Origin of the sequence: Salinivibrio sp. IB574 (assembly GCF_001996205.1) — a bacterium.
GTDB lineage: Bacteria > Pseudomonadota > Gammaproteobacteria > Enterobacterales > Vibrionaceae > Salinivibrio > Salinivibrio proteolyticus.
Window position 1 is genome coordinate 66,329 of the sequence record NZ_MUFN01000018.1, and the last position, 25,701, is coordinate 92,029.

Annotated in this window: 21 protein-coding genes and 1 pseudogene; 9 read left to right on the forward strand and 13 right to left on the reverse strand. The window is 49.1% G+C overall.

The window, feature by feature from the left end:
• Positions 1-25 precede the first annotated feature (25 nt).
• Entirely contained in the window at positions 26-982 is a 957-nt protein-coding gene (locus tag BZJ17_RS10385) for a hypothetical protein (RefSeq protein ID WP_077640662.1), read from the forward strand.
• Position 983: 1 nt separating this feature from the next.
• A complete protein-coding gene (locus tag BZJ17_RS10390) occupies positions 984-1,940 on the forward strand; it encodes a hypothetical protein (protein WP_077640663.1) in 957 nt (318 codons plus the stop codon).
• A 157-nt stretch (positions 1,941-2,097) separates the two neighbouring features.
• Here the strand turns inward: BZJ17_RS10390 and BZJ17_RS10395 are convergent, their stop codons facing one another.
• The 7 genes from BZJ17_RS10395 to BZJ17_RS10425 all read right to left on the reverse strand — a co-directional run bounded on the left by BZJ17_RS10395 (position 2,098) and on the right by BZJ17_RS10425 (position 11,681).
• Positions 2,098-4,779, reverse strand: coding sequence for an EAL domain-containing protein (locus tag BZJ17_RS10395; protein ID WP_198534146.1), 2,682 nt, complete (start codon positions 4,777-4,779; stop codon positions 2,098-2,100).
• A gap of 275 nt (positions 4,780-5,054) precedes the next feature.
• The gene (locus BZJ17_RS10400; protein ID WP_077640665.1) at positions 5,055-6,281 is read right to left on the reverse strand and encodes an OFA family MFS transporter; all 1,227 of its coding nucleotides are present in this window, start codon (positions 6,279-6,281) and stop codon (positions 5,055-5,057) included.
• Positions 6,282-6,412: 131 nt separating this feature from the next.
• A complete protein-coding gene (locus tag BZJ17_RS10405) occupies positions 6,413-7,126 on the reverse strand; it encodes a LytTR family DNA-binding domain-containing protein (protein ID WP_269599022.1) in 714 nt (237 codons plus the stop codon).
• A complete protein-coding gene (locus BZJ17_RS10410) occupies positions 7,123-8,778 on the reverse strand; it encodes a LytS/YhcK type 5TM receptor domain-containing protein (RefSeq protein ID WP_077640695.1) in 1,656 nt (551 codons plus the stop codon). The genes BZJ17_RS10405 and BZJ17_RS10410 overlap by 4 nt, the downstream gene beginning before the upstream one ends.
• A 139-nt stretch (positions 8,779-8,917) precedes the next feature.
• Positions 8,918-9,370 carry a hypothetical protein gene (locus BZJ17_RS10415; RefSeq protein WP_077640666.1) on the reverse strand — a complete coding sequence of 151 codons (453 nt, stop codon included), beginning with the start codon at positions 9,368-9,370 and terminating at the stop codon, positions 8,918-8,920.
• A 169-nt stretch (positions 9,371-9,539) separates the two neighbouring features.
• A complete protein-coding gene (locus BZJ17_RS10420; protein WP_077640667.1) occupies positions 9,540-10,103 on the reverse strand; it encodes a PhnA domain-containing protein in 564 nt (187 codons plus the stop codon).
• A gap of 186 nt (positions 10,104-10,289) precedes the next feature.
• Entirely contained in the window at positions 10,290-11,681 is a 1,392-nt protein-coding gene (locus BZJ17_RS10425) for an L-cystine transporter (protein WP_069586930.1), read from the reverse strand.
• Between the two features lie 370 nt (positions 11,682-12,051).
• On the opposite strand from BZJ17_RS10425, the gene BZJ17_RS10430 reads away from it, so the two are divergent.
• Positions 12,052-12,957, forward strand: a complete 906-nt coding sequence (locus BZJ17_RS10430; RefSeq protein WP_077640668.1) for an alpha/beta fold hydrolase — start codon at positions 12,052-12,054, stop codon at positions 12,955-12,957.
• 34 nt (positions 12,958-12,991) lie between these two features.
• Here the strand turns inward: BZJ17_RS10430 and BZJ17_RS10435 are convergent, their stop codons facing one another.
• The gene (locus BZJ17_RS10435; protein WP_077640669.1) at positions 12,992-14,344 is read right to left on the reverse strand and encodes a TldD/PmbA family protein; all 1,353 of its coding nucleotides are present in this window, start codon (positions 14,342-14,344) and stop codon (positions 12,992-12,994) included.
• A complete protein-coding gene (locus BZJ17_RS10440; RefSeq protein ID WP_077479975.1) occupies positions 14,341-15,729 on the reverse strand; it encodes a TldD/PmbA family protein in 1,389 nt (462 codons plus the stop codon). Before BZJ17_RS10440 ends, BZJ17_RS10435 begins: the two co-directional genes overlap by 4 nt.
• Before the next feature lie 212 nt (positions 15,730-15,941).
• On the opposite strand from BZJ17_RS10440, the gene BZJ17_RS10445 reads away from it, so the two are divergent.
• Positions 15,942-16,916: a GTP-binding protein gene (locus tag BZJ17_RS10445; protein ID WP_077640670.1), complete on the forward strand. Its 975-nt coding sequence runs from the start codon at positions 15,942-15,944 to the stop codon at positions 16,914-16,916.
• Positions 16,917-17,009: 93 nt separating this feature from the next.
• Here the strand turns inward: BZJ17_RS10445 and BZJ17_RS10450 are convergent, their stop codons facing one another.
• Positions 17,010-18,158, reverse strand: a complete 1,149-nt coding sequence (locus BZJ17_RS10450) for a fatty acid desaturase (RefSeq protein ID WP_069586925.1) — start codon at positions 18,156-18,158, stop codon at positions 17,010-17,012.
• Positions 18,159-18,426: 268 nt separating this feature from the next.
• Here BZJ17_RS10450 and BZJ17_RS10455 point away from each other — a divergent pair, with 268 nt between their 5' ends.
• The 3 genes and pseudogenes from BZJ17_RS10455 to BZJ17_RS10465 all read left to right on the forward strand — a co-directional run bounded on the left by BZJ17_RS10455 (position 18,427) and on the right by BZJ17_RS10465 (position 21,348).
• A complete protein-coding gene (locus tag BZJ17_RS10455; protein ID WP_077640671.1) occupies positions 18,427-20,010 on the forward strand; it encodes a hypothetical protein in 1,584 nt (527 codons plus the stop codon).
• Positions 20,011-20,115: 105 nt separating this feature from the next.
• A pseudogene (locus BZJ17_RS10460) lies at positions 20,116-20,882 on the forward strand (response regulator).
• A 4-nt stretch (positions 20,883-20,886) separates the two neighbouring features.
• Entirely contained in the window at positions 20,887-21,348 is a 462-nt protein-coding gene (locus BZJ17_RS10465; RefSeq protein WP_069586922.1) for a PAS domain-containing protein, read from the forward strand.
• A 6-nt stretch (positions 21,349-21,354) separates the two neighbouring features.
• On the opposite strand, the gene BZJ17_RS10470 is transcribed toward BZJ17_RS10465, so the two are convergent.
• Together BZJ17_RS10470 and BZJ17_RS10475 are read right to left on the reverse strand one after the other, a co-directional pair.
• Positions 21,355-22,884, reverse strand: a complete 1,530-nt coding sequence (locus tag BZJ17_RS10470) for a sensor domain-containing diguanylate cyclase (RefSeq protein ID WP_198534148.1) — start codon at positions 22,882-22,884, stop codon at positions 21,355-21,357.
• Between the two features lie 182 nt (positions 22,885-23,066).
• Positions 23,067-23,861, reverse strand: a complete 795-nt coding sequence (locus BZJ17_RS10475) for a M48 family metallopeptidase (protein ID WP_077640673.1) — start codon at positions 23,859-23,861, stop codon at positions 23,067-23,069.
• Between the two features lie 172 nt (positions 23,862-24,033).
• Between BZJ17_RS10475 and BZJ17_RS10480 the strand changes: the two genes are divergently transcribed.
• Both BZJ17_RS10480 and BZJ17_RS10485 read left to right on the forward strand, forming a co-directional pair.
• Entirely contained in the window at positions 24,034-24,480 is a 447-nt protein-coding gene (locus BZJ17_RS10480) for a hotdog fold thioesterase (protein ID WP_069586919.1), read from the forward strand.
• 5 nt (positions 24,481-24,485) lie between these two features.
• Complete coding sequence (locus tag BZJ17_RS10485) at positions 24,486-24,710, forward strand: DUF3389 family protein (RefSeq protein WP_069586918.1); 225 nt, start codon at positions 24,486-24,488, stop codon at positions 24,708-24,710.
• Positions 24,711-24,811: 101 nt separating this feature from the next.
• On the opposite strand, the gene BZJ17_RS10490 is transcribed toward BZJ17_RS10485, so the two are convergent.
• Entirely contained in the window at positions 24,812-25,606 is a 795-nt protein-coding gene (locus BZJ17_RS10490; protein ID WP_077640696.1) for a DUF2797 domain-containing protein, read from the reverse strand.
• Positions 25,607-25,701 lie beyond the last annotated feature (95 nt).

Genomic DNA, 25,701 nt, shown 5'->3' on the forward strand with positions numbered 1-25,701 from the left:
TAAAACAATAAGTTGGTAGTAATTAATGGCATATAATACCGAAAACTTCACTCCACAATCATCTAAAACACCGCACGGTTTTTTACAGCGGCTACTAACCAAAGGGCAAGTTTTCCCCTTTACCAAGGCAAATGACACCATTGCTCTATCTTTGGCTGGAGAGATTACGCCCTCTTACCTCAAGGATATTGAAGGTGATAATAAATCGTTATATTGGAATGAAGAAAGGTTAAATAGTGAAGCGTTATCCGGCTGGTCTCAGTTTTATACATTTTTACTAACTATGACAAAAATACTATTAATTATATTTTTGCCTCTGGCTTATTTAATATTGCTTTATCCACTATTATTCAGTCATGGAAGCTGGAGTGAAAGATGGGATGACTTATCAGCTGCCTTCTATGGACAAACACTCTATGGGACGTTGCCATGCCTATTAATTTGGGGGCACTACAAGTTGGTATGTAAAGGCTATTATTTCCTAGCCCCTTTCTTAAAAAGCAAACGTGTATATAGCTTAAACCGTCAAACAGGGATGGTGACGCTGTATAAGCGTGGCAATAAAGTGCGCTTTACGCATCCTTTTATTGAGTTTGATTGTGTATTGATGTCAGCACCGAGCCCGCAAGGCCACCTGAACTACAATTTGATGTTAGTTCACCGCTATCAGCCTTACTCTGTGGGTGTGCCTATTAGCAACTTAATTGGTACCAACGAGCGTGTGGTGGAGTACCAGCGCTTGTGGAATATGATCCAGCGTTACATGGATGTGAGTCAACCGATGCCAGATCTGTTGGTGCTAGAAGAAGCTCGAGCCAAAGACCCTGTAACCGCCGCCCATGACCAACAGACCGGGCGCGACCCGCGTTACTGGCGAGATATGAGCGATGATACCTACAAGAAGACGCTAGCGGAAATAGCCGAAAAACAAAAAACATCGCCCGCCACCGGTCCAAAAATCAATATCTTTGCAGATAGCTGATATGGCCTACAACACCGAGCAGCTGTCGCTACAACCTGCTAAACCACCGCACGGTTTTTTGCAGCAGCTACTCACTAAGGGGAAAGTGTTCCCCTTTACTAAGACAAATGACACCATTGCTTTATCACTTGCTCGAGAAACATTACCATCGAAAATAAAAGAGACAGAAGGAAGTGAAAAGCCATCATTCTGGACCGAAGAAAGCTTAGATAGTGAATCTCTATCAGGCCTGTCTCATCTGTATTTTTTAATAGTGGGATTGGCGAAAATACAATTAATATTGTTTTTACCATTGTTTTATTTGATTTATCTCTATCCATTGTTATTCGGATATGCTAGTTGGGATGACCGATTAGAAACTTGGTCAACAGGTACTTACGTATTAACACTCTATGGGACGTTGCCATGCCTATTAATTTGGGGCCACTATAAGTTGGTATGTAAAGGCTATTATTTCCTAGCCCCTTTATTAAAAAGCAAACGTGTATATAGCTTAAACCGTCAAACAGGGATGGTGACGCTGTATAAGCGTGGCAATAAAGTGCGCTTTACGCATCCTTTTATTGAATTTGATTGTGTATTGATGTCGGCCCCCAGTCCGCAGGGCCACCTGAACTACAATTTGATGTTAGTTCATCGCTATCAGCCTTACTCTGTGGGCGTACCTATTAGTAACTTAATTGGCACCAACGAGCGAGTGGTGGAGTACCAGCGCTTGTGGAATATGATCCAGCGTTACATGGATTTGAGTCAACCGATGCCAGATCTGTTGGTGTTAGAAGAAGCTCGAGCCAAAGACCCTGTAACTGCCGCCCATGATCAACAGACTGGCCGCGATCCCCGTTACTGGCGGGATATGAGCGATGATACCTATAAGAAGACGCTAGCGGAAATAGCCGAAAAACAAAAAACATCGCCCGCCACCGGTCCAAAAATCAATATCTTTGCGGATGATTAAAGTGACTTGAGCAGACTTTTTCAGTCTGAAACAGCGAGGGGCGCTCATCATAAAGTAAGAGTAGGCCAAATAACCTTTATTTATAACCTCATAATACTAAATAGCAATTGTATTAGCACGTTGCGAGAGGAATACTAAATATGGCTGGCTCTTACAATTAACCATTTTCACCAAAGGTGTTTAATGCTTGCTCTGCACTCATTGGCTTGAAGAAATAAAACCCTTGAATTTCATCGACGCGCCATACATTCACAATGCGTAATTGAGAGGCAGTTTCGACGCCTTCTGCCACTGTGGTCATTCCCAACTCTTGCGCCATGTTAATGATACTGCGGACCAAGGTTTTGGCTTTATCATTGGTTTCAATTTCGCTCATGTAAGATTTATCGAGTTTGACGATATCTAACGGGAAATTGCATAAAGAACTGAATGACGAGTAGCCGGTTCCGAAATCATCGAGAGCCAGTTGTACGCCTAACGCTTTTAACGCATGCATTCGTTTGATGGTTTCTTTATCGGCACCTAGCAGAATGCTTTCCGTTACTTCGAGTACCAGTTGCCCCGGGGCAAGCTGATAGCGATTGATCAAGCGTTTTAGATTGTCCACTAATCGTCTCGCGCCAAAGTGGGGACTGGAAAGGTTCACGTGGATGGTCAGACGATGTTGTGATTTTTTACGCCAATGCTGCTGTAATTGTTGTAAGAAAGCGCAAGCTTTTTCGAGAACAACCTCATCCAACTCAATGATTAATTTGTGTTTTTCTGCCAGAGGAACAAAAACACCTGGTGAGACTAAACCGAGTGAGGGGTGATGCCATCGAGCCAGTGCTTCAAAGCCAATCACTTGGTTGGATGTGGCGTTGACAATGGGTTGGAAGTAGGCGGTGAACTCATTGTTTTTTAACGCAGAGACAAGGTTGCGGTTGATCACCAAGGTTTCTTGCGCTGCCTGTGCGATATGTTCGTCAACGATCTCCACGCGGTATTTACTACCGGTACGTGCTTGTTCAATAGCGTAAAAACCGCAATGTACCAAGGTTTCAAAGTGCTGGAACTGCAGGTGTGGGCCGATCAGCGCGCCTTTCAAGCCAATATCAAACTCGGCATCGGTCAGTGCAATATGGTTATCACTGGCTTTGAGGGCAAGACAGGCATGAGCCTCAAGGTCACGCTCATTGCTTTTGTCGGTAAAGACAATGAACTCGTTTTCGCTTAATCGGCCTATGGTGGCACCAACAAACTGTCCTTTTAAGGTATCGGCAATGTGTTTCACCATACTGTCATAGGCATGATGGCCATAAATCTCGTAGATCTCTCTCAGACGTGTGGCAATAAAATAAAGTGCGAATACGCCCTTTTGGTTCGCCAATGCCGCGTTCAACGCTTCTGTTGTTGATGGGCGATTGAGTAATCCAGATAGGGTGTCATAGTGTGATAAGGTTTCAATCAGCTCTGCTTGTTGTTTTTGTTGGCTAATGTCTTTTACGGAAAGCATCAGCGAGCTGTTTTCTCCTTCATCGAGCCTGACTGCCTCAATGGCACAAGGTAGCGTGTTTCCTTTATAGCAGCGCAGGGCCGTCTCAAAGTGAGTCACATCACGAGGGCCTTGCTGATAGAGGGAATTAAGACGTGCGAGCGTGCTCTCATCATTACGGCAGAGATCACGAATGGATAAGCTGGTAATTTGTTCTCGTTCGTAACCCAATAAATCCAATAGCGCTTGATTAACATCGATAATTTGATCATCCATTAAGATAATCATTCCCAAGTGCTGGCTGTGGTACAAGGCATCGAAGCGCGACAGCGTTTCCTTGAGTTGGCGTTCTGTTTTTGATGACGCGTGTGCTAGCGCCTTAATTTGCTCGGTAATATGGGTGAATGTGTCTTTGCGTTTGTGCGGTAACGGGCCGTCGCCGAGGAGGGCACTGACATCGCGCTCAAAGGAAATAAACTGTTTCGCGATTTTCCGGCGATAGAGTATAAAAACGAGTACGCCAATTAGTGATGTGATAGCGAGCATCGTCATGATCAAATACTGGAATACTTGCCTACCTTTTTGATAGTAACGCCGCTGTTCGGTGGTTTTCAGGGTCGCAACAATCTGATTATTTAAATCGTACAAAGGGGTGTAGCGAGTCAGCTTGGTGTCGGTACGAACAATATGCTCGCTGGTTTCAATTTGTTTCAGAATTGCACCTTCAAGCAGGCTGTTGTCGCCGGTAAGGATGTTCTCATAGGCAGATGGGAAACGTCCGGTGAGCGCTTGGCCCCATACCATCCAACCCACCGCAGGCGCTGTGCCTGAGCTATCACGAATGGGGTTGAGACTGATCACCCAAAGGCGATTATCTATCTCTAACAGGCCGGAAAGTGGCGTCAGGGCATCATCAGGCAGCGATTGCGAAATATGCTCACGGATAGCGGCTGATTGATAAATGCGTTGGATAAACTCACGTTCATCATCGTTATTGAGCACCCGAGCCTCCACCACGCGACCGTCTAAATCAGCAAAACCCATCATACTCAACCCGAGTGAAATCAGTGTATCGGCCTCGAGATTGCGGCTGGCATATTGTTTATTCCCGTTGGTGAGTAGCGTATAGGTGTCATCCCAATAGGCCCAATCGACGGCGTACTCAACTTGGTTATCAACCACGCGTTGGATAACGGCTTTTGCCTGCTGGTTGGCACGGGTTATCTCTATGTCTTCTAAATGGTTAATACCAAACAAAAAGAAATAGCGAGTCACTAATAAGCTGCTAAAGATGATCCCAACAATACCGAGAAGGAAAATCAGTGCGGCTTTGCTGTGTAGGGTGACAAACAACGTACGTGCCATGCAAAAACCTAATATAAAAGCGAGGAGTGGCGATCTGCCGTCCATTGAAAATAGGCAAGGGTTAAGGAATGATCAATAAAGCAAGGAGATATCGCCCACACTCTGGGACTTTACAGTGTAAATATTCACCTCTTAGTGACACTGTCACATTTTAGTCTTATGTGAATAAGGGAAGAGTCCGTGGGGAAATAAGAATGAAGATTGGAGAGAGAAATACCTCGCCCTGAATCATGGAAAGCGTTCAGAGCGAGGTAACGTGCCGAGATGGCGAGCGCTTAATGGGTTGACGATTCAAGCTGCCAGCTGTGATTGATCGCTTGGTTATCACGTTTCGGCGCTTGGATAGTAAAGGCAATGCATAGCGAGAGCGCGATCATCACCAGCATGACACTGAACGCGGCGATAAAGCCACCAAATAGCGCTGCAATGACAGAGCCCATAAAGCTGCCCACACCAAAGCCAAGATAAATAAACCCGTAGTTCTGGCTGAGGTGATTCATACCAAAATAGTCGCTGACTAAGGTTGGGAAGACCGTAATTGCGCCACCAAAGCTGAATGCGACACAAGCAACTGATAGATAGAAACTGTATTGGTCAAGTGGCATAAAGCGGAGCATGCCGACACCGGCGGCGCAGACTAACAGCGCTAAGCCAACCACTTTGCTGCGTGCCATGCGGTCAGACAGCACACCCAGCACCAGACGGCCGCCTAGATTTGCCAGTGCGATAATGGCAACGGCTTCCGCAGCGGTGGCAGCATCAAGGTGGACATAAAGTTCACCCACATCTTTAGCGACGCCAATGACATAAAGCCCACTCATACAAATCGTGACGAATACTGTGGCAAGCAGCCAAAATTGTGGCGTTTTAAAACACTCTGAGAGCGTGTAATCGGCAGGTGCATCGGTCTCAGACGCGTTTGTAGCTGCTTTTTGCTGTGGTGCATCGTGCATCAGTGCGCCGCCAATCACGACCATGACACAGGCCAGAACTGCCCACATTTGAAAGCTGAGTGCTGCACCGCCTGCGGCTAAAAAGTATAGATTGATGTATTTAAAACCTAAGCTGCCTAACCCATAAGCGCCAATGGCACAAGCTGAGGCAAGCCCTTTGTTTTTTGGAAAAAAGCGTACGCAATTGGAGAGCGTCATGAGATAGCCAGTACCGTCAGCCAAGCCAATCAGAAGGCCGGCGGTCAGATAAAGTAGCCATAGTTGGCCGACGACAGAGGTTAGTGCGAGGCTGGCGCCAAGCAATAAGCCTGCGCCGATAGTTACACGGCGCACACCAAAGCGTGCTTGCAGATGGCCGGAAACGGAAGACGCTAACGCCAGTGCCAGTGTCATAATACCAAAGGTGAAAGCCACTTGGCTGACAGGCTCATTAAGTTGGGCTGCAAGGGGAGCATTAAACAGGCTCCATGTATAGACAGAGCCAAGTGCAAATTGGGCTAATACAGTGCCAAGCAGGGTTTTCATGCCGGGGGATAAACGTGCGTTCATGGTAACGCTCCAGGGTTTTATCTATTGGGAACACCCCCAAGATACGACCCTGAATCCCCACATCAAGAGTAGGTGAAAAAGATAAAATGAGCTGCAGTTAGCGGGCATGAACTGCAGCGAGATGGCATGAATTACAACTGCATGCGTTCGCGAAACGCCTTCAGATTGCTGCGACTGACCAGCACGGGATGAGGAATACCGGGAAGAAAAACGTGGTAAGTGCTGTTTAAGCCCGGTGCAATCTCGGTGATTTTATCTAAGTTAACGCAGTAAGAGCGGTGGCAACGGAAAAAGTTGGCTGGCAATTGTGTCATCAATTCACTGATGGTGTAGGGCACATAGAACTCGCCATCTGGGGTATATACCAAGGTGGTCTTTTCGTTGGCCGCGGCATAAAGAATGTCGGCGGTATCAGTAATACGGATCCGGTTATCGCGCATTAAATGCAAGGTATGGCGTTGCTCTGTAAGAGTATCAGCAGGAGTAGCTGCGATAGCAAGCTTGTCGAGCACGCCTTTCACGCGCGTTTCATTGAGCGGCTTAAGCAAGTAATCAAATGCCTCAAGCTCAAATGCATCTGCTGCATGCTCTTTGTACGCGGTGGTAAAAATCACAAAGGGCGGGCGTGCATCCGCGTGTAAACTGCGCGCCAGCAACATGCCATCAATGGAGGGGATGTTGATATCTAAAAACAGCACATCCACTTTGTGGGTCTGCAGATATTTAAGCGCTGCTAACCCATCATCAAAACTCTCGGTGATAGTAATAGCACTGTGCTTTTCAATGAGGTATCTCAACTCTTCTTGAGCAAGATATTCGTCTTCAACAATGACAGCGCGCATTATGCCTCCTTGTTTTCGACTGTAAATGATACCCGCGTTCCTGGATGAAGTGGCTCGACGGTGAGGCCTTGACCATAGAGTAAGATCAAGCGCTGATGAACGTTCATCAAGCCAATATGATGGCTGTCGATGGTGCCATGATAAAGCTGTTCAACGATATTTGGGTCGATGCCCACGCCGGTATCTGTAATGCTAATTTCTGCGCCGCGTTCAATTGCCCGGACTGCAATGGTGACATCACAAGGACGGCGAGAAGGTTGAAAACCGTGGCGAATGGCGTTTTCTACCAGCGGTTGTATCAGTAAAGGCGCAATATTAATGTCGGTCGTTTCAATATCAAAGTGAACGGAAAGTTTGTCACCAAAACGAGCCTGCTCTATTGCCACATAATCTTTGACTTGCTTGATAGCATCCGTAATAGGGATGAGATCTTGTGTGCGCTCTAAATTGTAACGCATAAAGTCGGCTAGATTGGCAATCAAGCCACGGGCGTCATCCGGACGCAACCGGATCAAGCTGGAGATCGCGTTGAGAGCGTTGAACAAAAAATGTGGGTTAATTTTACTTTGTAGTGCGGCAAATTCGGCTTTACTGGCCATTTCTTTAAGCTTTTGTATGCGCGCTACTTCCATCTGGGTTGAAATCAATTGCGATAAACCAATCGCCATTTCTTGCATCGGGCGACGAATACGGTGAGGTTGACGATAAAACACCTTTAAAGTCCCGGTGACGACGCCATTTTCCCAAAGCGGAATGATCAACAAAGAGCGAAAGTCATGCACGTTGAGATCATTGCTGATGATTTGTTCACCGGTTTTTACCGCTTGCTGAGTCAGGCGACTAATTTGGTGGTGGGCATCAATATATTGCTCCTCACCAATGCCAACATACGCTAACACATCAGCGGTATCGGTAATGGCAACCGCATCGGCACCGGTGTCTTTACGAATAATACTGCACGCTTTGGTTAAGCCTCGTGTTTCACCGCGCCGGAAGTAAGGCAACGTACGGTTAGCAATATCCAGCGCTTGTTTGGCTTGCTGGGCGGCGAGGTGTTCTTTTTCATCATCGATGTACTGTACCAGTTGGATGATCAGGCCAATACAGACGGTACCCGCAATCATCGGAAAGCTAATGGTCGCGACAATGTGTTGGGCTAGAGCTTGGTCACTCGCCAGTAAAAGAATCAGCAACATGGTCAGCGATTCACAGATCATTCCCGCTAAAATGCCATAACGGGCATAGTGCTGTTTATCGGCGCGATAATGGATCAGGGCAGACAGGCACCCAGCAATAATGCTGGCGATCAAACAGGCTTGTGAGGTTGGTCCGTCAATATCAATCAGGTAGCGGTGAATACCTGAGACGAYGCCTGCTGTCACACCCACCCAAGGGCCAAACAAAATGCCCCCAGCGACGATGGCGATGATTCGCACGTTAACCAGTGATCCATCTACATTGACACCTGTGTAGGTGCTGAACAATGCAAACAACACGAACAACGCGGCAATCAGCGCCGTTTCCATCGGATGGCGCTGGGTTTTCTGCACAATGGTTTGGATCAGGTGGGTGCGAGTGAGCCAAAACAGCGCCATAAGGAGAAGGGCGGCGCGTTCAAACACAGCCAGCAACATTAAAAATTGGTCGTTGTACATAATCGAGCGAGGCAATGAGCAAAGAGGCGGCAGTATACACCCTTCGTCATGCCATCGATACTGACCTAGCGCAAGCATCATGGTGTACAAGCAGGCGAAAATAACGTAAGTGCCTTACCATGATGCACACTTTCGCGCGCTATTCGACCGTAACGCTGCGTAAAATAAAGGCGCTTTGATAAACCATGGCGTCGGTTTTAGGCGCTTGATGATAACCTTTTGCAATTACCATGATGGTGGTTTCGCTGGTGGTGGAGGTATTGCCGTAGCCGTAATCCCACTTCTTATCTTTACGCTCGCTATATGTGGCGTGGCTGCCTTTATTGTCAACGTGTAGCTGCTCTTCACTTAAGGTGAAGTATGGATAGCCAGCGTTTTGTGCCAGCTCTGCGGCTTTGCGCAGGGCGTATTTATGGGCAATGGCCCGGTCGGTAAAGTCATTACCCACAAAACTGATGTGCCACGTGTCTTCGCTCACCGCTATCACATCAAAGCCCATGCCGAATGACCAAAAGTTCTTCTCGGTTGAGTAAGGCGTTGCACAACCGGCCAACAGCAACACTGACAAGAAGAACCAACCGCGCGTTTTCATAGTAACTCCAAGATGATTGAGAAAGGCGCGTATCATAGTGCGTGAGACACATACCGACTAGCGGAATTTTGTATGACTCTGTCAGCGGTTTGTCAGCCGAAAAAAAACCGACGCCTTGATGGCGTCGGTTTGCATGTTACGTATAGAATTCGACAGGCGCGAAAGTCGATTACTTACGGCGGCAGAACTCCGCAATCACAAACATGGTTTGGCCGTTTACTTTACCCTGTACATGGGTCGGATCATCGGTCAAGTTAATGCCACGGATCACGGTGCCTTGTTTGATCACTTGGCTTGAGCCTTTAACAGGCAAATCTTTAATCACGGTCACGTCGTCGCCTTTTTGCAGTGCGACACCGTTAGCGTCCAGCACTTTGACTTCTTCGATATCTTGCCCCGTTTCTGCCCACTTACGGACATCGTCTTCCATGTACATCATGTCGAGATTATCTTGTGCCCAGCTTTCGCTAGAAAGACGAGAAAGTTGGCGATAGGCAACCACTTGAACCGCAGGCTCTTGGCTCCACATGCTGTCGCTTAGACAACGCCAGTGGTTCACGTCCATGTTTTCCGGGCTGCTAAGCTGATCATGACAAGTGCCACAGACCAAAACGCAGCTGTTGGCTGTGGTGTCTGGCGAGTACGGGACTTCATACACAGAGAGGTTGTCTTGGCTGGTGCAAAGTTCACATTGGCCGCCACTGCGTGCCTGAAGCGTTTGTTCAATACTCATGTTTTATCTCACAACGGGCAGGGAGGTCCCTGCATTAACAATGAGGCAGAGTGTAATCGCTGACATAAATTCTTACAAGTTATAAGGGATTGAGTCAGCGAATAGAGTGGCTATATATGTCGAGTAACGCAAAAACAAAAATGCCACGCAAACGCGTGGCATTGTTTCAATCAAGGTTATGTAACGTTAGGCGTTAGCCGTGTCTTGCTTTACCACTTCATGGTGATCGAAAACACTTTTATCTTGGCCACCGGTTAAACGCGAGGTGAGAGTGCCGGCTGTCATTGAGCCACTCACATTCACAGCAGTACGGCCCATATCAATCAAGGGTTCGATAGAAATCAGCAAGCCGGCAAGCGCAACAGGCATATCCAATGCTGAGAGCACGATCAGTGCCGCAAAGGTGGCGCCGCCGCCTACACCTGCAATGCCGAATGAGCTCACAGTGACAATCGCAACCAAGGTGGCGATAAAGCCCGGATCGAGTGGGTTAATACCAATGGTTGGCGCAATCATGACCGCTAGCATGGCTGGATACAGGCCGGCACAACCATTTTGACCCATGGTGGCACCAAATGAGGCGGAGAAGTTGGCGCTGGCCGGATCATTGCCCAAGTTCTTCATTTGCGAGTCGATGTTAAGGGGAATCGTGGCCGCACTTGAACGAGACGTAAAGGCAAACGTCAGCACTGGGAGCACTTTTTTCAGATATTGAATCGGGCTCATGCCGACAAGGCCAATCAATACCAGATGCATCACCAGAATGGCACCCAAGCCTACATAAGAGGCAACCACAAAGTTCGCCAGCTCAAGAATTTCGCTCACGTTTGAGCCAGCCACCACTTTGGTCATTAGAGCCAAAATACCATAAGGCGTGAGGCCGATGATCATACGTACCAAGGCACGAACAAGCTCTTGTGCCACTTCCATAAAGCGTTCAAAACGCTCGCCGAGTTCAGGCTGAGTACGTGACAAGGTGACACCAGCCATACCAACGAGTGCTGAGAAAATCACCACAGCGATGGTTGACGTCGGGCGGCTGCCAGCGAGATCTGCAAATGGGTTTTGCGGGAAGAAAGAGATAACCATATCCGCCAGTGATAAGTCTTCGACTGAGCCCAAGCGTTGCTCCAGAGCAGCACCGCGCGCCATCTCACGCGCCCCTTGTACGATATCTTGCGCAGACAAACCGAACAGGTTGCTCACGAATACACCAATGAGCGCAGAGGCAGCGGTCGTGGCAAGCAAGATGCCGATGTTCAGGCTAGAGATTTTGCCCAGCGAGCCAGAGTCTTTCACTTTCAAAATCGCGCCGATAATTGACACGGTGATCAACGGCATGATGATCATTTTAAGCAGGCTGACGTAGCCGGACCCGACAATATTGATGTAGCCAATGGTTTCGCGTGTGATTGCACCGTCGGCACCGTATAGCGCTTGTAGGGCAGCACCAAATGCGACCCCTAAGCCGAGGCCTGTAAACACACGTGTGGATAAGGATTTTTGTTGCTTGTGCAATTTGACAAGCACCGCCAGCAACAGCGCAAAAGCGATCAGATTTAAAAGGATAACTGTCATAGTCGGCGTTCCAATCTAGAGAATTATAATAATTTGAGCGTGAGATCCCGCGGATGTCGCTAATGGATCGATATTGCCTCGCATCTTATGCCGACTGGTGCACATAATGAAGACATATGTCACAGTGCAATTAGATAAAAAAAGCACTTGTTAAAACCAAATCGAATATGGCGCAACGATTGCGCGACTATTGATGGTATAGTGTCCAATAGAAAGTATGTATTAGGTCAACCTATTCTAAAACCGGTGTTCGTTCTATTAATACGACAAGGCTTCCGGTAAGGTGGCGACGTGTGTTAATCCCGAGACGCCGTGATGATTGGTGTAGCAAACATTAGGAGTGGTGTGTTATTGACGTAAAGGATCGCAAATGAGCAGAAAAGTCTATTTTTCAACGCCGGGTCGTTTTAGCGCTAAACGCGCACTCGTGGGAGCGGTAAGCCGTTGTCATCATCGCTTGGCACCTCGTCATGCTAAAAAAGTGGCACGTAAGCTCTTTCTCACTCCAACCCGCAGTCCAATGGCAAACCCAGAACCGGAAGGCTTGGTGCGTGCGCAAGTACAAAGCCAAGAAGGGTTGTTGCAAATGTATAGCCTTGGCGCTGGGCCAACTTGGTTGCTCACGCATGGCTGGTCGGGGTCTGCCAGCCAGTTTTTTCCACTGATGGCGCATATCGCGTCACTGGGCTTTCGTGCGGTGGCATTTGACCATCCTGCCCATGGTCAAAGCGGTGGAGAGGAGAGCCATATTCCCGGCTTTGTGCAGGCAATCAATGATGTATTAGATCAAGTTGATAATGTTTCTGGGATCATTGCACATAGTATGGGCGCTGCCGCGGTACTCGAGAGCCAGCATCCTCAGATGGATGATTTACCGCTCTTTTTGGTCGCACCTGTGCTGAATTATCGCGAGAATTTATATGCCACAGTCCGAAAATCGGGGTATTCACTGAAGCTGTTTGATGAAATTGTCCGAGAAGTGGGGGATCAACATGGTTATCCGATCGAGACCATTGAGCCGCTCGAAAAATTGTCACGTCGCCGTCATCCGGTGGTTATTGCCCACGATAGAAACGACCGTTTTGCTTCCTTTACCGTCACTGAAAAAGCCACTGACTATCCACATGTGACTGTGCTAGCTACCGAAGGGTTAGGGCATGGGCGTATTCTTACCAGTGACGTCGCCTTGCAGGCATTTACCGACTTGGCGGCAAAGATGAATCCAGCGGTACAAAGCGTAGAAGCACAAACTGAAAATAAAAAGGCATCAGCCTAAACCGATGCCTTTAGTGCCTTTAGAAGGTGCGATGTTATTCACCCGCGATGGATAAGCGGGCGAAGCGGATGCGTGGCGCAAAGAAGGCGCCATCATAGTTGGGTAACACGGTATTGCCGATCGCATCTATCTCATTGAGCATGGTATAGAAGTTACCAGCCACCGTTATCCCGCGAACCGGACGAACGCGTTTGCCATCTCGGCAAACAAACCCACTTGCACCGAAAGAGAAGTCGCCACTGATGGCATTCGCGCCTGAATGTACCCCTTGCAGTGATACCAACTCAAGGTATTCACCGGCATGCACATCCGCATCACTATGCCTACCTGCGGCAATCACATCATGACGAGAAGTGACATCCAAACCGCCTTTAGGGCTGCGACCCGCGTTAGCCGTATGGGGAACACCAAAATGCTGCGCCGTGGCGCTGTTGTGTAAAAAGCCGACTAAGACGCCGTTTTCAATCAAAGGCGTGTCGGCGGTGGCAAAGCCTTCGCTATCAAACGCTTTAATACGCATCCCGCCATCAAGCCTTGCTACATCGGTGATGGTAAGCGCACTATCTGCAACGGGCTTGCCGACTTTTTTTCGCCACGGGTTGGTTCCGCGCTTGGCGGCATCACCGGAGAAGCAGCTGCCGAAGGCGCCCAGCAATTCGTTGAGACAATCATGCTCAAAAATCACCGGATACGAACCGGTTTTCACTGGGCCACCCTCAAGCAAGGCGTCAGCGGTTTGGTAGGCCAGTTGGGTCGCATGGGCGAGATCAAGATCAGCAAAGCGGCGTGATACTGACGCGCCGAGATGCATCGCTTGCTTACCGTCGTGATTGAGCAGTGCTGCGGTGTAGCAACTAAAGCTACGTTCGCTGTGATAGCAGCGTGTGCCTAAGGTATTGGCAAGCAACTGATATTGGGTTTGCTCACTGTAACCATTGTAGGGCGCACCCGTTGCGCGGGGTTGGCTAACTACCTCTTGCTCAAGGGCCAGCGCCAACGCAATCTTGTCTTCAATCGGGGTGTTATCTGCTTGCAGTAAGCTAGGATCTTGTTGATCAATTTGCTGCCCTTCAGCGCGAATTTGCTGATCCGGATCGGCCTTGGTAAAGCTTGCGTTGGTGAGTGCGGCGTTCACCATGCTGGCAAGGCTGTCGCTATCGAGTGATTCTGAATAGCTGGTGGCGACTTGATCCCCTTTTACCACCCGCACGCCGATCACTTGACCGGCGGTGACTTTGTGCTCGGAGAGATCGCCTTGGTCGGCTTTGAGTGACAAGCTTTCGCTGGCGTTGGCAATCACGTCTGCTTGCGCACCTTGCTGTTTCACCAAGCTGAGGACCTGATCGACGGCATCGCTTAGGGTTGCTTTAATGGTTTGCTCACTCATGCGTTACCGCCTCCTACTAGGATGTTATCGACTTTCAATGCAGGTTGGCCCACGGTGGTGGGGACTGAGCCGCTCACCGAGCCACACATACCGGCAGCAAGGGCAAGATCTTTGCCGACCATGCTGATTTCTTTAAGCACCTTAGGCCCCGTACTGATTAAGGTGGCAGACTTGAGTGGCACAGTGATCTTACCGTCTTCGACCAAGTAAGCTTCTTGGACCGCAAAGTTAAACTCGCCGGTGCCGGGCTGTACTGAGCCGCCCCCCATCTTCTTGGCGTAGATGCCACGCTCCATGGAGCCAATCATGGCGTCTAAGCTGTCGTTGCCGGGCTCAATAAAGGTGTTTCGCATCCGCGAGGTCGGTGCGAATTTATAAGACTCACGTCGGCCAGAGCCGGTGCGCGCATAACCGGTTTTCAGGCTGCCCATGTGATCGACCATAAAGGAGGTGAGCTTACCGTCTTTGATCAACTGGGTATGCTGGGTTTCCATGCCTTCATCATCGATATTGATTGAGCCCCATGCATTCGCCAAGGTGCCATCGTCCACCGCGCTCACCACAGGGCTTGCAATCATTTCGCCCATTTGGTCATGGAAGACGGAAGCTTGCTTAGCAACCGAGGTGGTTTCTAACAAGTGGCCACAGGCTTCGTGGAAAATCACCCCACCAAAGCCGTTGCCAATCACCACCGGCATTTCGCCCGATGGGCAAGCTTGGGCACCGAGTTTAACCAACGCTTGTCGTGCGACACGCTCGCCAAGCTCAACCGGATCGATATCCTGATGGAACTCCCAGCCTGTGAGTGCACCGGGAGCATCAAAGCCCGTTGACTGTTCCTCACCGTTAGTTGCGACCGCTGTAGCGGCAATACGCGTGTAGTGGCGGGTATCTGTAACATGCAGGCCATGAGAGTTAAAAATCTCGACCTGTTGCTCACGTTGGCCGACACGACCAATAATTTGGGCGATTTTATCGCTCTCGGCACGAATACGCGCATCCACTTGGCGTAAGAACGCCACCTTATCGGCCACATGTTGATCTGCCGATAACGGCTCAGACACCGGATGTTTGTCATTTAAATGGGACAAATTAAGTGGACCAGCGGTGGCGATTTGATCGCGCTTATCACGCGCACACAGCAAGCTGGTGACTTTTTTCAATTGTTCTTCATCGCGGCTGTTGGTGTAGCCATAAAGCACTTTGTGGCCGAAAAACAACCGGATACCAATACCAAAATCAATCCCTGAGCTCACTTTATCCACCTCACCAGACAACAGCTCTACGTTGCCTGAGTGATGGCGTTCGACAAAGAGTTCGGCGAAATCCGCGCCTAAAAACAGGGCATGGTCAATCACCGACTTTGCCGTTGATGGATTCAGCATACTTCCTCCTAAGAAGTGTGTTAGCGAACCTTTCATTCTACCAAGCTTTTATTGGTAATGATCACCACTTGCAGTGAGTGCATGATATTTCATCATTTATTGTGCCATTCACTGACCTGCACATGGACACCTTCCATGCGTGTGACCAAAAGGCGACGAGTGTGGCGCAATCCGTTACACTACGCCGATACAAGTAAGGAGCGGATAGAATCATGAGTCAGATCGCAGCCAACATTATCACTGGATTTCTTGGCGTGGGGAAAACCACGGCGATTCGTCATTTATTAGCGAATAAACCCGAGCATGAGCGTTGGGCTATCTTGGTGAACGAGTTTGGTGAGGTGGGTGTCGATGGCGCTATCCTCTCTGAACAAGGTGCGCTGGTAAAGGAAGTGCCGGGCGGATGCATGTGTTGTGTGGCTGGCTTACCCATGACAGTGGGGCTAAATACCTTGCTCGCCGAGCAGCCGGATCGGATTTTGATTGAGCCGACCGGACTCGGTCATCCTAAAGACATTATTGGTAAGCTGACTCAGCCGCCTTTCGATGCCACCTTGTCGCTGGGCGCGACCATTACTTTGGTGGATCCGCGTTGTATTGATGATGTGCGCTATCGTGAAAATCAAAACTTTCATGATCAAATCGCGCTCGCGGATGTGGTAGTGGCCAATAAGCTTGACCAGTGTAGCGAGGCGCAAATCGCCACCTTTTATAATTATGTCGCCGCGTTTGATGGCGAGAAGAGCTTGGTAACCGGCGTTGAGCAGGGGGCGCTCGAGACCGCGTGGCTTGCGTTACCGCGTCATGCCCGTCAAGCGCACTATCATCACCATCACAACGATGCTGAGCCGATGACCACACTCGCTCTGGGCCCGGACGATACCTATACCCGCAAAGAAAACCAAGGGCAGGGTTATGTCAGCTGCGGCTGGTTGTTTGCCGCGCACTGTTGCTTTCCCTTTGATGCTTTATATGGGCTATTAAGCAACATCAACGCCCAACGGATTAAAGCGGTGGTCAATACAGACGAGGGGTTTTACGCGTTTAACGTCGCCAATCAGGTGGTTACTGTGACGCCTATGTCGATTGAACAGGCCGAGTCGCGCATCGAAGTGATCGATACCGACGCCTTACCTTGGGATGAGCTAGAGTCGATCCTGCTTTCTTTCCTTACCCCGTCCCACTAACTGGCATACACAGATCTTGCCAACGGCGCCTTCTTATCCGATAAAAAACCGGCCCAAGTGGCCGGTTTGTCGTGTGTCGCTTGTTCGTCGCGGCTAGCTGGCGTATTTGGCGGTGAGCACCTGCCAGCTACGTTTTTGTTGCTGAAAACGCACCTTTAAATCTTTGTATTGCTGAGTCAATTCGGCGTTTTCGACTTTTTCGCGCAGCTTGTCACGCTCGAGCGCTAACAGCTGTTTTTTCAGCGTATAGTAATCCGCCATTTTGGCGACCAAGGCATCATACTCTTGTTGCAGGATTTGCAGACGATGCGATGCGTGTGGTTTGTCACTGAGCTGCTGTGTGACGCGCTGCAATTGCATGGTCGCACGCGCTTTTTCAATCTTCTCTTCGGGGGTCACGCGCAGCTTTTCCGCTAGGCCCAGCCAAGATGCGGTTTTGATCAGCCATTTAGTGGGATCAAACTGCCACCAGCGAATGCCGTTGCGGTAGTCGTTCTCAAAAATATGGTGAAAATTGTGGTAGCCCTCGCCAAAGGTCATTAAGGCAAGCACGCCATTATCCCGCGCGGTATTTTTATCGGTATAAGGCTGGCTGCCCCACACATGCGCCAGTGAGTTAATGAAAAAGGTGGTGTGGTGGCTTAGCACCAATCGAGTAAAGCCGACCAGTAAAATCGCGCCCCAAAGGTCGCCATGGAGCAAACCAAACGCGATAGGGAAGCCAAAGTTGGTGGCCAGTGTCAGCGCAAGGTAGTGCTTGTGTTGCCACATCACGATCTTATCTTTTTGCAGATCGCGGCAGTTGCTGTAGTCGCCGTAACGGTTGGGATGGTATTCGCGCAGCATCCAACCAAGGTGTGAGAACCAAAAGCCGCGTTTGGCCGAGTACGGGTCAACATCGTTGTCATCGACATGGCGATGGTGAATGCGGTGATCTGATGACCAATGAAGCGCGCTGTTTTGCAGCGCAAATGCCCCACCAATAGCGAAGATAAAGCGCAAAGCCGGATGGGCTTGATAGGTTTTGTGGGCCCACAAGCGGTGATAACCGGCGGTGATCGATAGGCCACAAAAGCTGAATGCGACAATCAGCGCAGTGATCTGCATCCAATCAAAACCATGATGCCATGCCCACAATGGCGTACCAATTGCGGCAATCAAAAAAGTAAGCGTAAACACGCTAATGTTTAACCAGATTAAGCGTGGTTTCTGAGGGGGAGAGGTTGAAGCCTTGGTATCCATAACTCGTTATCTTTATTTAAGCGTACACTTGTACGCTAGAATAGATGCGTGCTACAGCTTGGTCAAGCATTCCCCGCATTGAGTCGTCACAAAATTGTTTCTGTTTTTGTCCTTCGTCCGTTACTTGTTGAGATAGCTATACTTAGCTTTCACGAGACGATGTGACGAGTACGATGTTAACGATAGTCACGGTGAAGGTTTGCCGTTTTCTGCCGATAACGGTCATAAACACTGGATTGATTTTTCGATTAAAAATAGGCGGATAAGCATGATGTCCTATCCGGCTATTCCGCACTTTGTGAAAACCATGGGTCACCGGGTGGTGAGCTACATTCTCAATGTCACAGAGGCGGAAGGCCGACTGATCTTGATGCAAAAATTGGGGCTAAGCCGCACACAGCGCGACACACTCAACCAATATGTCGAGCTGTGTCGACAGCTACGTGTGTCCGCGGTGGAGCAGGGGGAGAGCGAGCAATCTTTCTTCTATCGTCTGCCCCATGTGATGCAAAATGGTCGTCATATTTTCAATGTGTGGCGCGCACAACAAGGTGGAGAGTTGGCAACGCGTGTTAATAGCGTTGATCCGCTTATTAGTGCTTTTTGTCAGCTTGCCGGTGAGCTCTATCCACTCTTTTTGATCAAAGCGGGCCACCGTCCTCATCTTTTCTATCGTGGGGCAGGTTACTTAACGGCTGCTATCGAACAGTTCCCAATCAGTAAGATTGTGCAAAAGCGTATTTTGTCCGATCCGTCTCTCGAGCGCTTGTTTGACGCCATAGGTAATGATCCTCAGCAAACGTTCGGTGACTACAAAGATGCGACCGGGCATCGTGGTGTAGTGAGTTTGGCGAGCTTGCCGGTATCGATTTTAATCAACAGTTATGACTTGATGCGGATCCGCGGGATAGTCTCTGCGGATCGCTTTGTCAGCACTGTACAAGAAATGTTGGATATCGCCCGAAGTCTTGCCGATGGCGAAGTGGCACATATTCCGATGTTTGTTGGATTTCGTAATGCGGCACTCACCAACTTAGCGGAATTGGATACCAAATGGGGAAGCATTCGCCGCTATACCCCGAGTATTGCTGAATATGTACTTCAAGCACCGGGGTTAATGGCCAAACGACGCAATAACGGCTTTATGTTGGAGTCGGGCTATGCGTTTGCGATCAACTTTGGTGACTTCCTCGAAGATGACGATTGGCCAGATGAAGTGATGGATGCGAATACCGATCAGCAAACCACGGAGCTCAATATCACTTTGTGTATGGCGCTTTGCTACCTCACAGAATACAAACCCTTTGTCGCGCCCGAGTGGGTCTGGCGCATAGATCCTTTTTCACTGGATAACCGTCGGCAAGATTTTGGCTCAGTGGCCGAAACTAGTGATCCTATCGCGATAGGTGAACTCGATTTGGTGGACATCGAGCGTTGGAGCATGTTGGTCGATGATACGGATTCGAGCGGCATTCGTTTAGCCATGTCCCGCTTATATGCCGCGGCAAAACGTCCCAACACGCAAGGGGCGCTGGTGGATGCGATTATTGCGTTGCGAAATATTTTTGCTGCTAGTGATGACATGGCGCGCATTGAATCCGCGGCGCGCCATCTTGTGAATGCGCCGTTAGATATTTCTATGATTAGTGCACTCGCAGAGGATTGGCAGGCGCTGTTGACGGGCGAGTTTTTTGAAGACCCAGAAACGATCAGTGAAAAGGTGAACGATTGTGTTCAGCTTTGTTTGGTCTGCCTGCATCATTTGTACTTACAACACCCTCACTTAATCAGTCGCGCGGATCGCCTTCAGGCTCTGTGTGACTTGGCTGAAACCCAAACCAGTGACCGATAAAGACAGTATTTTGACTGGTTTGCCCTCATCCCTGTTCATCTTGGTTTATGCTTACTGTGTTGACCCAGCCACACTCTCAGTTAAGAAGTCGACAAGGAGAGGCTTTTGACCACACAAATTCTGATCACTGATGATTCCGCATTGGCACGCAAGCAGCTCGCGCGAACCTTACCCAAAGACTTAGATGCCGAGGTGCACTTTGCCGAGAATGGCAAGGTGGCGTTAGATGTTTTAAACAGTCAGTCGATCGATATTATGTTCCTTGATTTAACCATGCCGGAATTGGATGGTTATCAAACCCTTGAAGCGATGCAAGCCGATGGGATGACAGTCCCTGTCGTGGTGGTGTCTGGTGATATTCAACCGCTCGCTCAGCAGCAAGTGCTTGAACGGGGGGCGAAAGACTTTGTTAAAAAACCTATTAGCCGCGAGCGCGTTGAGGCATTGATTAAAGCCGCGTGTGCCAAGGTTTTAGTGGCGAAGGAATTGCCGGTGAAGCATTAATGCTGATCAGCGATTCCAGTATCAGTGACATGATTGACTTGTTGGATTACCCCGATGACGGCTCTCTCGATAATGAGCTCGAGCTGTTAGTCGACATTAGTAATATCTTGATTAGTGCCTTTTTGCGAGGGCTCGGTGAGCAAGCTGCGCTCGAGTTTTCGCAAAGCTATCCGGCATTAATGGGGCAACATGTAGAAGCGGACTATTTGATAGCCGCGATGAAAGGCTCATGGAAACGCACGGTGACCATTGAAGTGAGCTACCAGATTGATGGCACCGAGATTAAGTGCGATCTATTGCTGTTATTACTGGATGAATCGCTACCTTTATTGGATGCGAAGTTGGCTTATCTGATGGACGAGGAGTAAGGCGATGACAGAAGATTTTGATCAATTCCATTGGATGCTCGATATGGTGCAACACATTGATATGGGATTGATTGTATTAGACAAAGATTTCCAAATTCAGATGTGGAACGGCTTTATGGTTCACCACAGCGGCAAACACGCCAAGGATGTGCAAAATCGCACCTTATTCGAGGTGTTTCCGGAAATCAACGAGCCTTGGTTTCGCGCCAAATCACAGCCGGTGTTTGAGTTGCGCTGCCGCAGCTTTATTGTCTGGCAGCAGCGCCCTTACTTGTTTCGTTGCCGTCACGTGCGTCCGATTACCGGGCAGCTTCCCTTTATGTATCAAAACGTCACTATGCACCCCATGGCCAATACACGCGGTGAGGTGAATCATATGTTTATTTCGATTCAAGATGTGACCAATGAAGCGTTAGCAAGTCAAACGCCCCGAGCCACTGCACCGACTCGAACTGCATCGTCGTAATGTTGGTCATTCGGCATCATCTTGCGGCGGGGGTGAGTGGGTATGTTCAGGATCGCAAAATGAATATGTTCCACCCTGTAATGAGCGTTTCGCATAGTACATCGCAGCGTCAGAGCAATTGAGTAGTCGTTCGACGGATTCGCCATGTTCGGGGTAGCAAGCAATGCCAATACTGGCAGAGATCCGCGCCTGTTGTCCGTCTCCCACGTCAAATGGTTTATCGAGGCTGGCAATAATTTTGGTTGCCACGCGCGCAGCATCGTCTGGCTGACTGGTGTACTCGAGAATCACTGCAAATTCATCCCCGCCGAGTCGTGCTAGCGTGTCGGAATTACGGATGCTATGGCCCATTCGTTTGGTGGTTTCAATGAGTACACAGTCTCCCGCATCATGGCCATAGGTATCGTTTATTTTCTTAAAGCCATCAAGGTCGATAAACAAAAGCGCAAAGTGAGCGCTTTGCTGACGTGCTTGAGCCATGACGACATCGGCACGTTGTTTAAACGCAACACGATTTAAAGCACCTGTTAAGGTGTCAGTATGCGCCATATGCTCGAATTGAAGATATAAGCGTTTGGTCTCATTGATGTCTTGATGGGTGCCGGCCATCCGCAGCGGTTGGTGGTTCCGGTCCCACTCCATAATCTTGCCCTTCGCCAAAATCCATACCCAGAACCCATCTTTATGTAGCATGCGGAATTCACACTCATAAAAGGGATTGTTGTCACTGAACGCCGCTTCTATCTCTTTGGATGCGCGGCTGAAATCGTCGCTATGACAGAGTTTCTTCCAGGTTTCAAAAGAAGCTGGGGTAAGCTCCTCTTTCTGGTAACCCAAGATTTCGGCCCAGCGCTCATTGATTACCAGCTCTCCAGAGGGAATATGCCATTCCCAGGTGCCCACATGGGTGCCGCGAATAATTTCATCGAGACGCCGTCGTTCGAGTTTTAGCTCGTATTCAGTCCGTCTGGATTTGCTCAGCACTAACCACATGACCGCGAGCCCTGCACCCAAAAGAAAGATAATCAGTGATGTAATGACGAGCTGATGATTTTTTTGCTTTTCGATTTGCTCGGTTTGTGCCGCGACCATCTGTTCGAGTCGGTTTTGATAATGCCAAAGAGATTCTTGCGTGGCACGGAAATCGCTGATATCAGCAATAATGGAGAAAAGTAGAGTGGCACCTTCAAACGTTATAGGAACCGAAGAGACTTCTACGGTGCGGGTAGAACCGTCGGCTATACGGTGGCGAAAAACAAAATAATTACGGTTTTCAAGTTTAGCCAGTTTGCGCTCTTCAGAAACCGCCTCTGGCGATAAATCGTTGATATCATTGATGCTCATTTGAGTCAATTCATCAATAGAGTAGCCATAAAATCGACTCGCGGCGGGGTTGGCGGCCACAATTTCACCACTGTCTGGCACGATCAGCATCATTACCAGCGTATTCTTTTCAAACATCTGATCGAATAGGTCGACTTGACTCTGTGGCGTGGCAAAGGCTACTGGCACAAGCAAGACGCTTAACAGAAACATCAACAACTGCTTCATCACAAGTGGTGTTCGCTGCGTATGGCCTAAAACTTAAGCGTAACATATAAGTTAATTTATTGTGTGATGCCTGTAGCCTAACGCGGCTGATATCCTTTGCATCAGCGTGATTCGGAGCAGTGTGTGATGCTCTTCACGATGTTAATCAAATGTTTACATTGATAAGGCTAACTAGGCTTTTGACAGCGTGGTGTCAAACGATGAGGCACCTGAGGAAGCGCCTTCACGCCTTTTTCTAGCGCTTGAATACGAGTGTCAGGCGATGGGTGGGTCGAAAGCAGCTCTGGCGGCGTTCCCTCTGAAGCCGCAGCCATGTTTTGCCATAAGGCGACACTCGCACTTGGATCAAAGCCAGCTTGATGCATGAGCTGTAGGCCAATTTTGTCAGATTCAGACTCCTGCGCACGATTGTAGGGCAGTAATATCCCCACTTGCACGCCAAGCCCTAAACCGGCCATTGCCATCGCAGCGTATGGGCTGTCAGACATTGACATACCTGTGATGGTGAGTCCCAGCGTGGCAAGTTGAGAGCGAGATAGGCGTTCGTTACTGTGATCGGCTAGTACATGTCCGATTTCATGCCCGATGACTGCCGCGAGTTGATCCGGAGTGTCTGCCACATTGAGTAAACCCGTGTATACGCCCACTTTCCCTCCCGGTAACGCAAAGGCATTGACCTGCTCGCTGTCAAACACCACTACTTCCCATTCGGAGAAATCTGCCTGTGGGGGCACGACGGCCAAAATAGCATCGGTGACACATTGTACATAGGCATTGATGGATTGGTCGGAACTAATCGGCTGAGACTGTTTCATCTCTTCGAAAGAGCGTTGACCAAGATTGGCCATTTGGTCACCGGAAAACAGTAATAGTTGATTGCGCCCGGTGGGAGAGTGTGCGCATGCTGAGAGCAATATCGTGAGGCTTGCTGACAAGAACACGGTTTTTGCGATGCGTAGCATGAGGGCTCCCTTTATGGTTATACTCGTTGATGATGGCAAGCTGCTGAAAAAACTAACGTATAGTAATCGACTGGGCGCCGTTTTCAATATCGGGCTGTCATGACATGTAGCTTGATCCCCACCCAATAGTATGACAAACATCCACAGCGACGATGAAAAATAGAGGCAAAGTGTGAGCATTTGGAAAAAAGCGATGTCATTGGAGGCTTTGAACGCTTCTTCGAGCAATACCCTGGTTGCTCACTTGGGCATAGAGTATACGGCATTTGATGAATCGAGCCTCACTGGGACCATGCCTGTGGCTCCCCATACCCATCAACCTTTAGGCATGTTGCATGGTGGCGCGTCTGTGGTACTCGCAGAAACGCTGGGATCGTTGGCGGCAAACATGTGTGTGCCTGAAGGTAAGTATTGTGTTGGGTTAGATATCAATGCTAATCACTTGCGTGCGATGCGAGAAGGGACAGTGACTGGCGTGGCAAGTCCTGTGCATCTTGGGGCAACCACTCAGGTGTGGAATATCACTATTCACGATGAGCGAGGTCGAGACGTGTGTGTAAGCCGACTTACGATGGCGGTGCTCACCGATAAGCGTGCCGATAAATCGTTGGAGGACTGAGGGAGATGGTGGTTGATATCGAACACGGTAAGCTAATCGTGACCGCGCATGAAGTGGTGATCAAATTGCCCGCAATGAAATTGAGTATGCAGGTTCAATCTGATTCGTTACAGATGATTGCGGATGCCAATGTGTTGGTGGCTGATGCTGGCGATGTTCGTTGGTCACTGCCGTTAAGTGCCCAACATATTGCGTTGATCTCAGATATTACCGGTATTCAACCGCAATAATCTGACTGAAATGAACGGCATCTTCCTCTGGAGGTTGTGAGAAAGGCACACTGTGCAAGCGTTAATCATCACTTGCACAGTGTCGCGGATTGGACGCGTGATTAACTGTGCGACGCGCTGACCTCGTAGCTGGTAAACTTGCGCACATTGATCACGCCTGTATCAAAGATCAGATACTGACCTTTGATCCCTTGTAACACACCACTGACTTCAGGGTGTTTATCAAAGTTATGCGAACTGATCTTGGTAGGGTGCTTAGTGACAGGGTAACTAAAGCTCAGGGCATCCAGCTCGGCGGGCTGAACCGCATCGCTACCGAACTGTAGACGAATATCCGCGAGCTCCGATTCAATCGCTTGAGTAAGTCGCGCCGCTTCGGCCTGGAGATCGAGCTGACCATTGTCGCCCTTTAAGATCGCGCGCCAATTGGTTTTATCCGCGACATGTTGTGCAATGGCGACTTCAACCAGCCCAGAAATATGGCGTGTTTTTACCCGAAACAGCGGAAGAGCCTGTGTGGCGCCTTGATCGTGCCAGCGGGTTGGCATTTGGTTAGCGCGAGTAATCCCGACTTTTAACCCAGACGTGTTGGCCAGATAGACGATGTGGTCTGTCATGCAGAACTGCTCTCCCCATTCTGGCTCGCGACACGTCCCTTGTGCATAGTGGCAGGTTTCAGGTTTCATAATACACATGTCGCAGCGGGCGAGCTTTTTCATGCACGGATAACAATGGCCTTGCGAGTAACTCTTTTTTGTTTTTCGTCCACACGCATCGCAAAAGATATTGCCAGTATGGGTCAGGGTTAGGGTTTGTCCAAGGAGAGGGTTGAGATGCAGCTCTTCGTCACCGACACGCAGAAAGTACTGTACCTCTGCGCCGGCTTCTGTGCGCATTTTATCTAAGGTTCCAATCACGACATTGCTCGTTTTAGTTTTATTAAGAGCGGCAAGTGTAGCAAATGGTGTGCACGGACGTCAGGTGGGAAAAC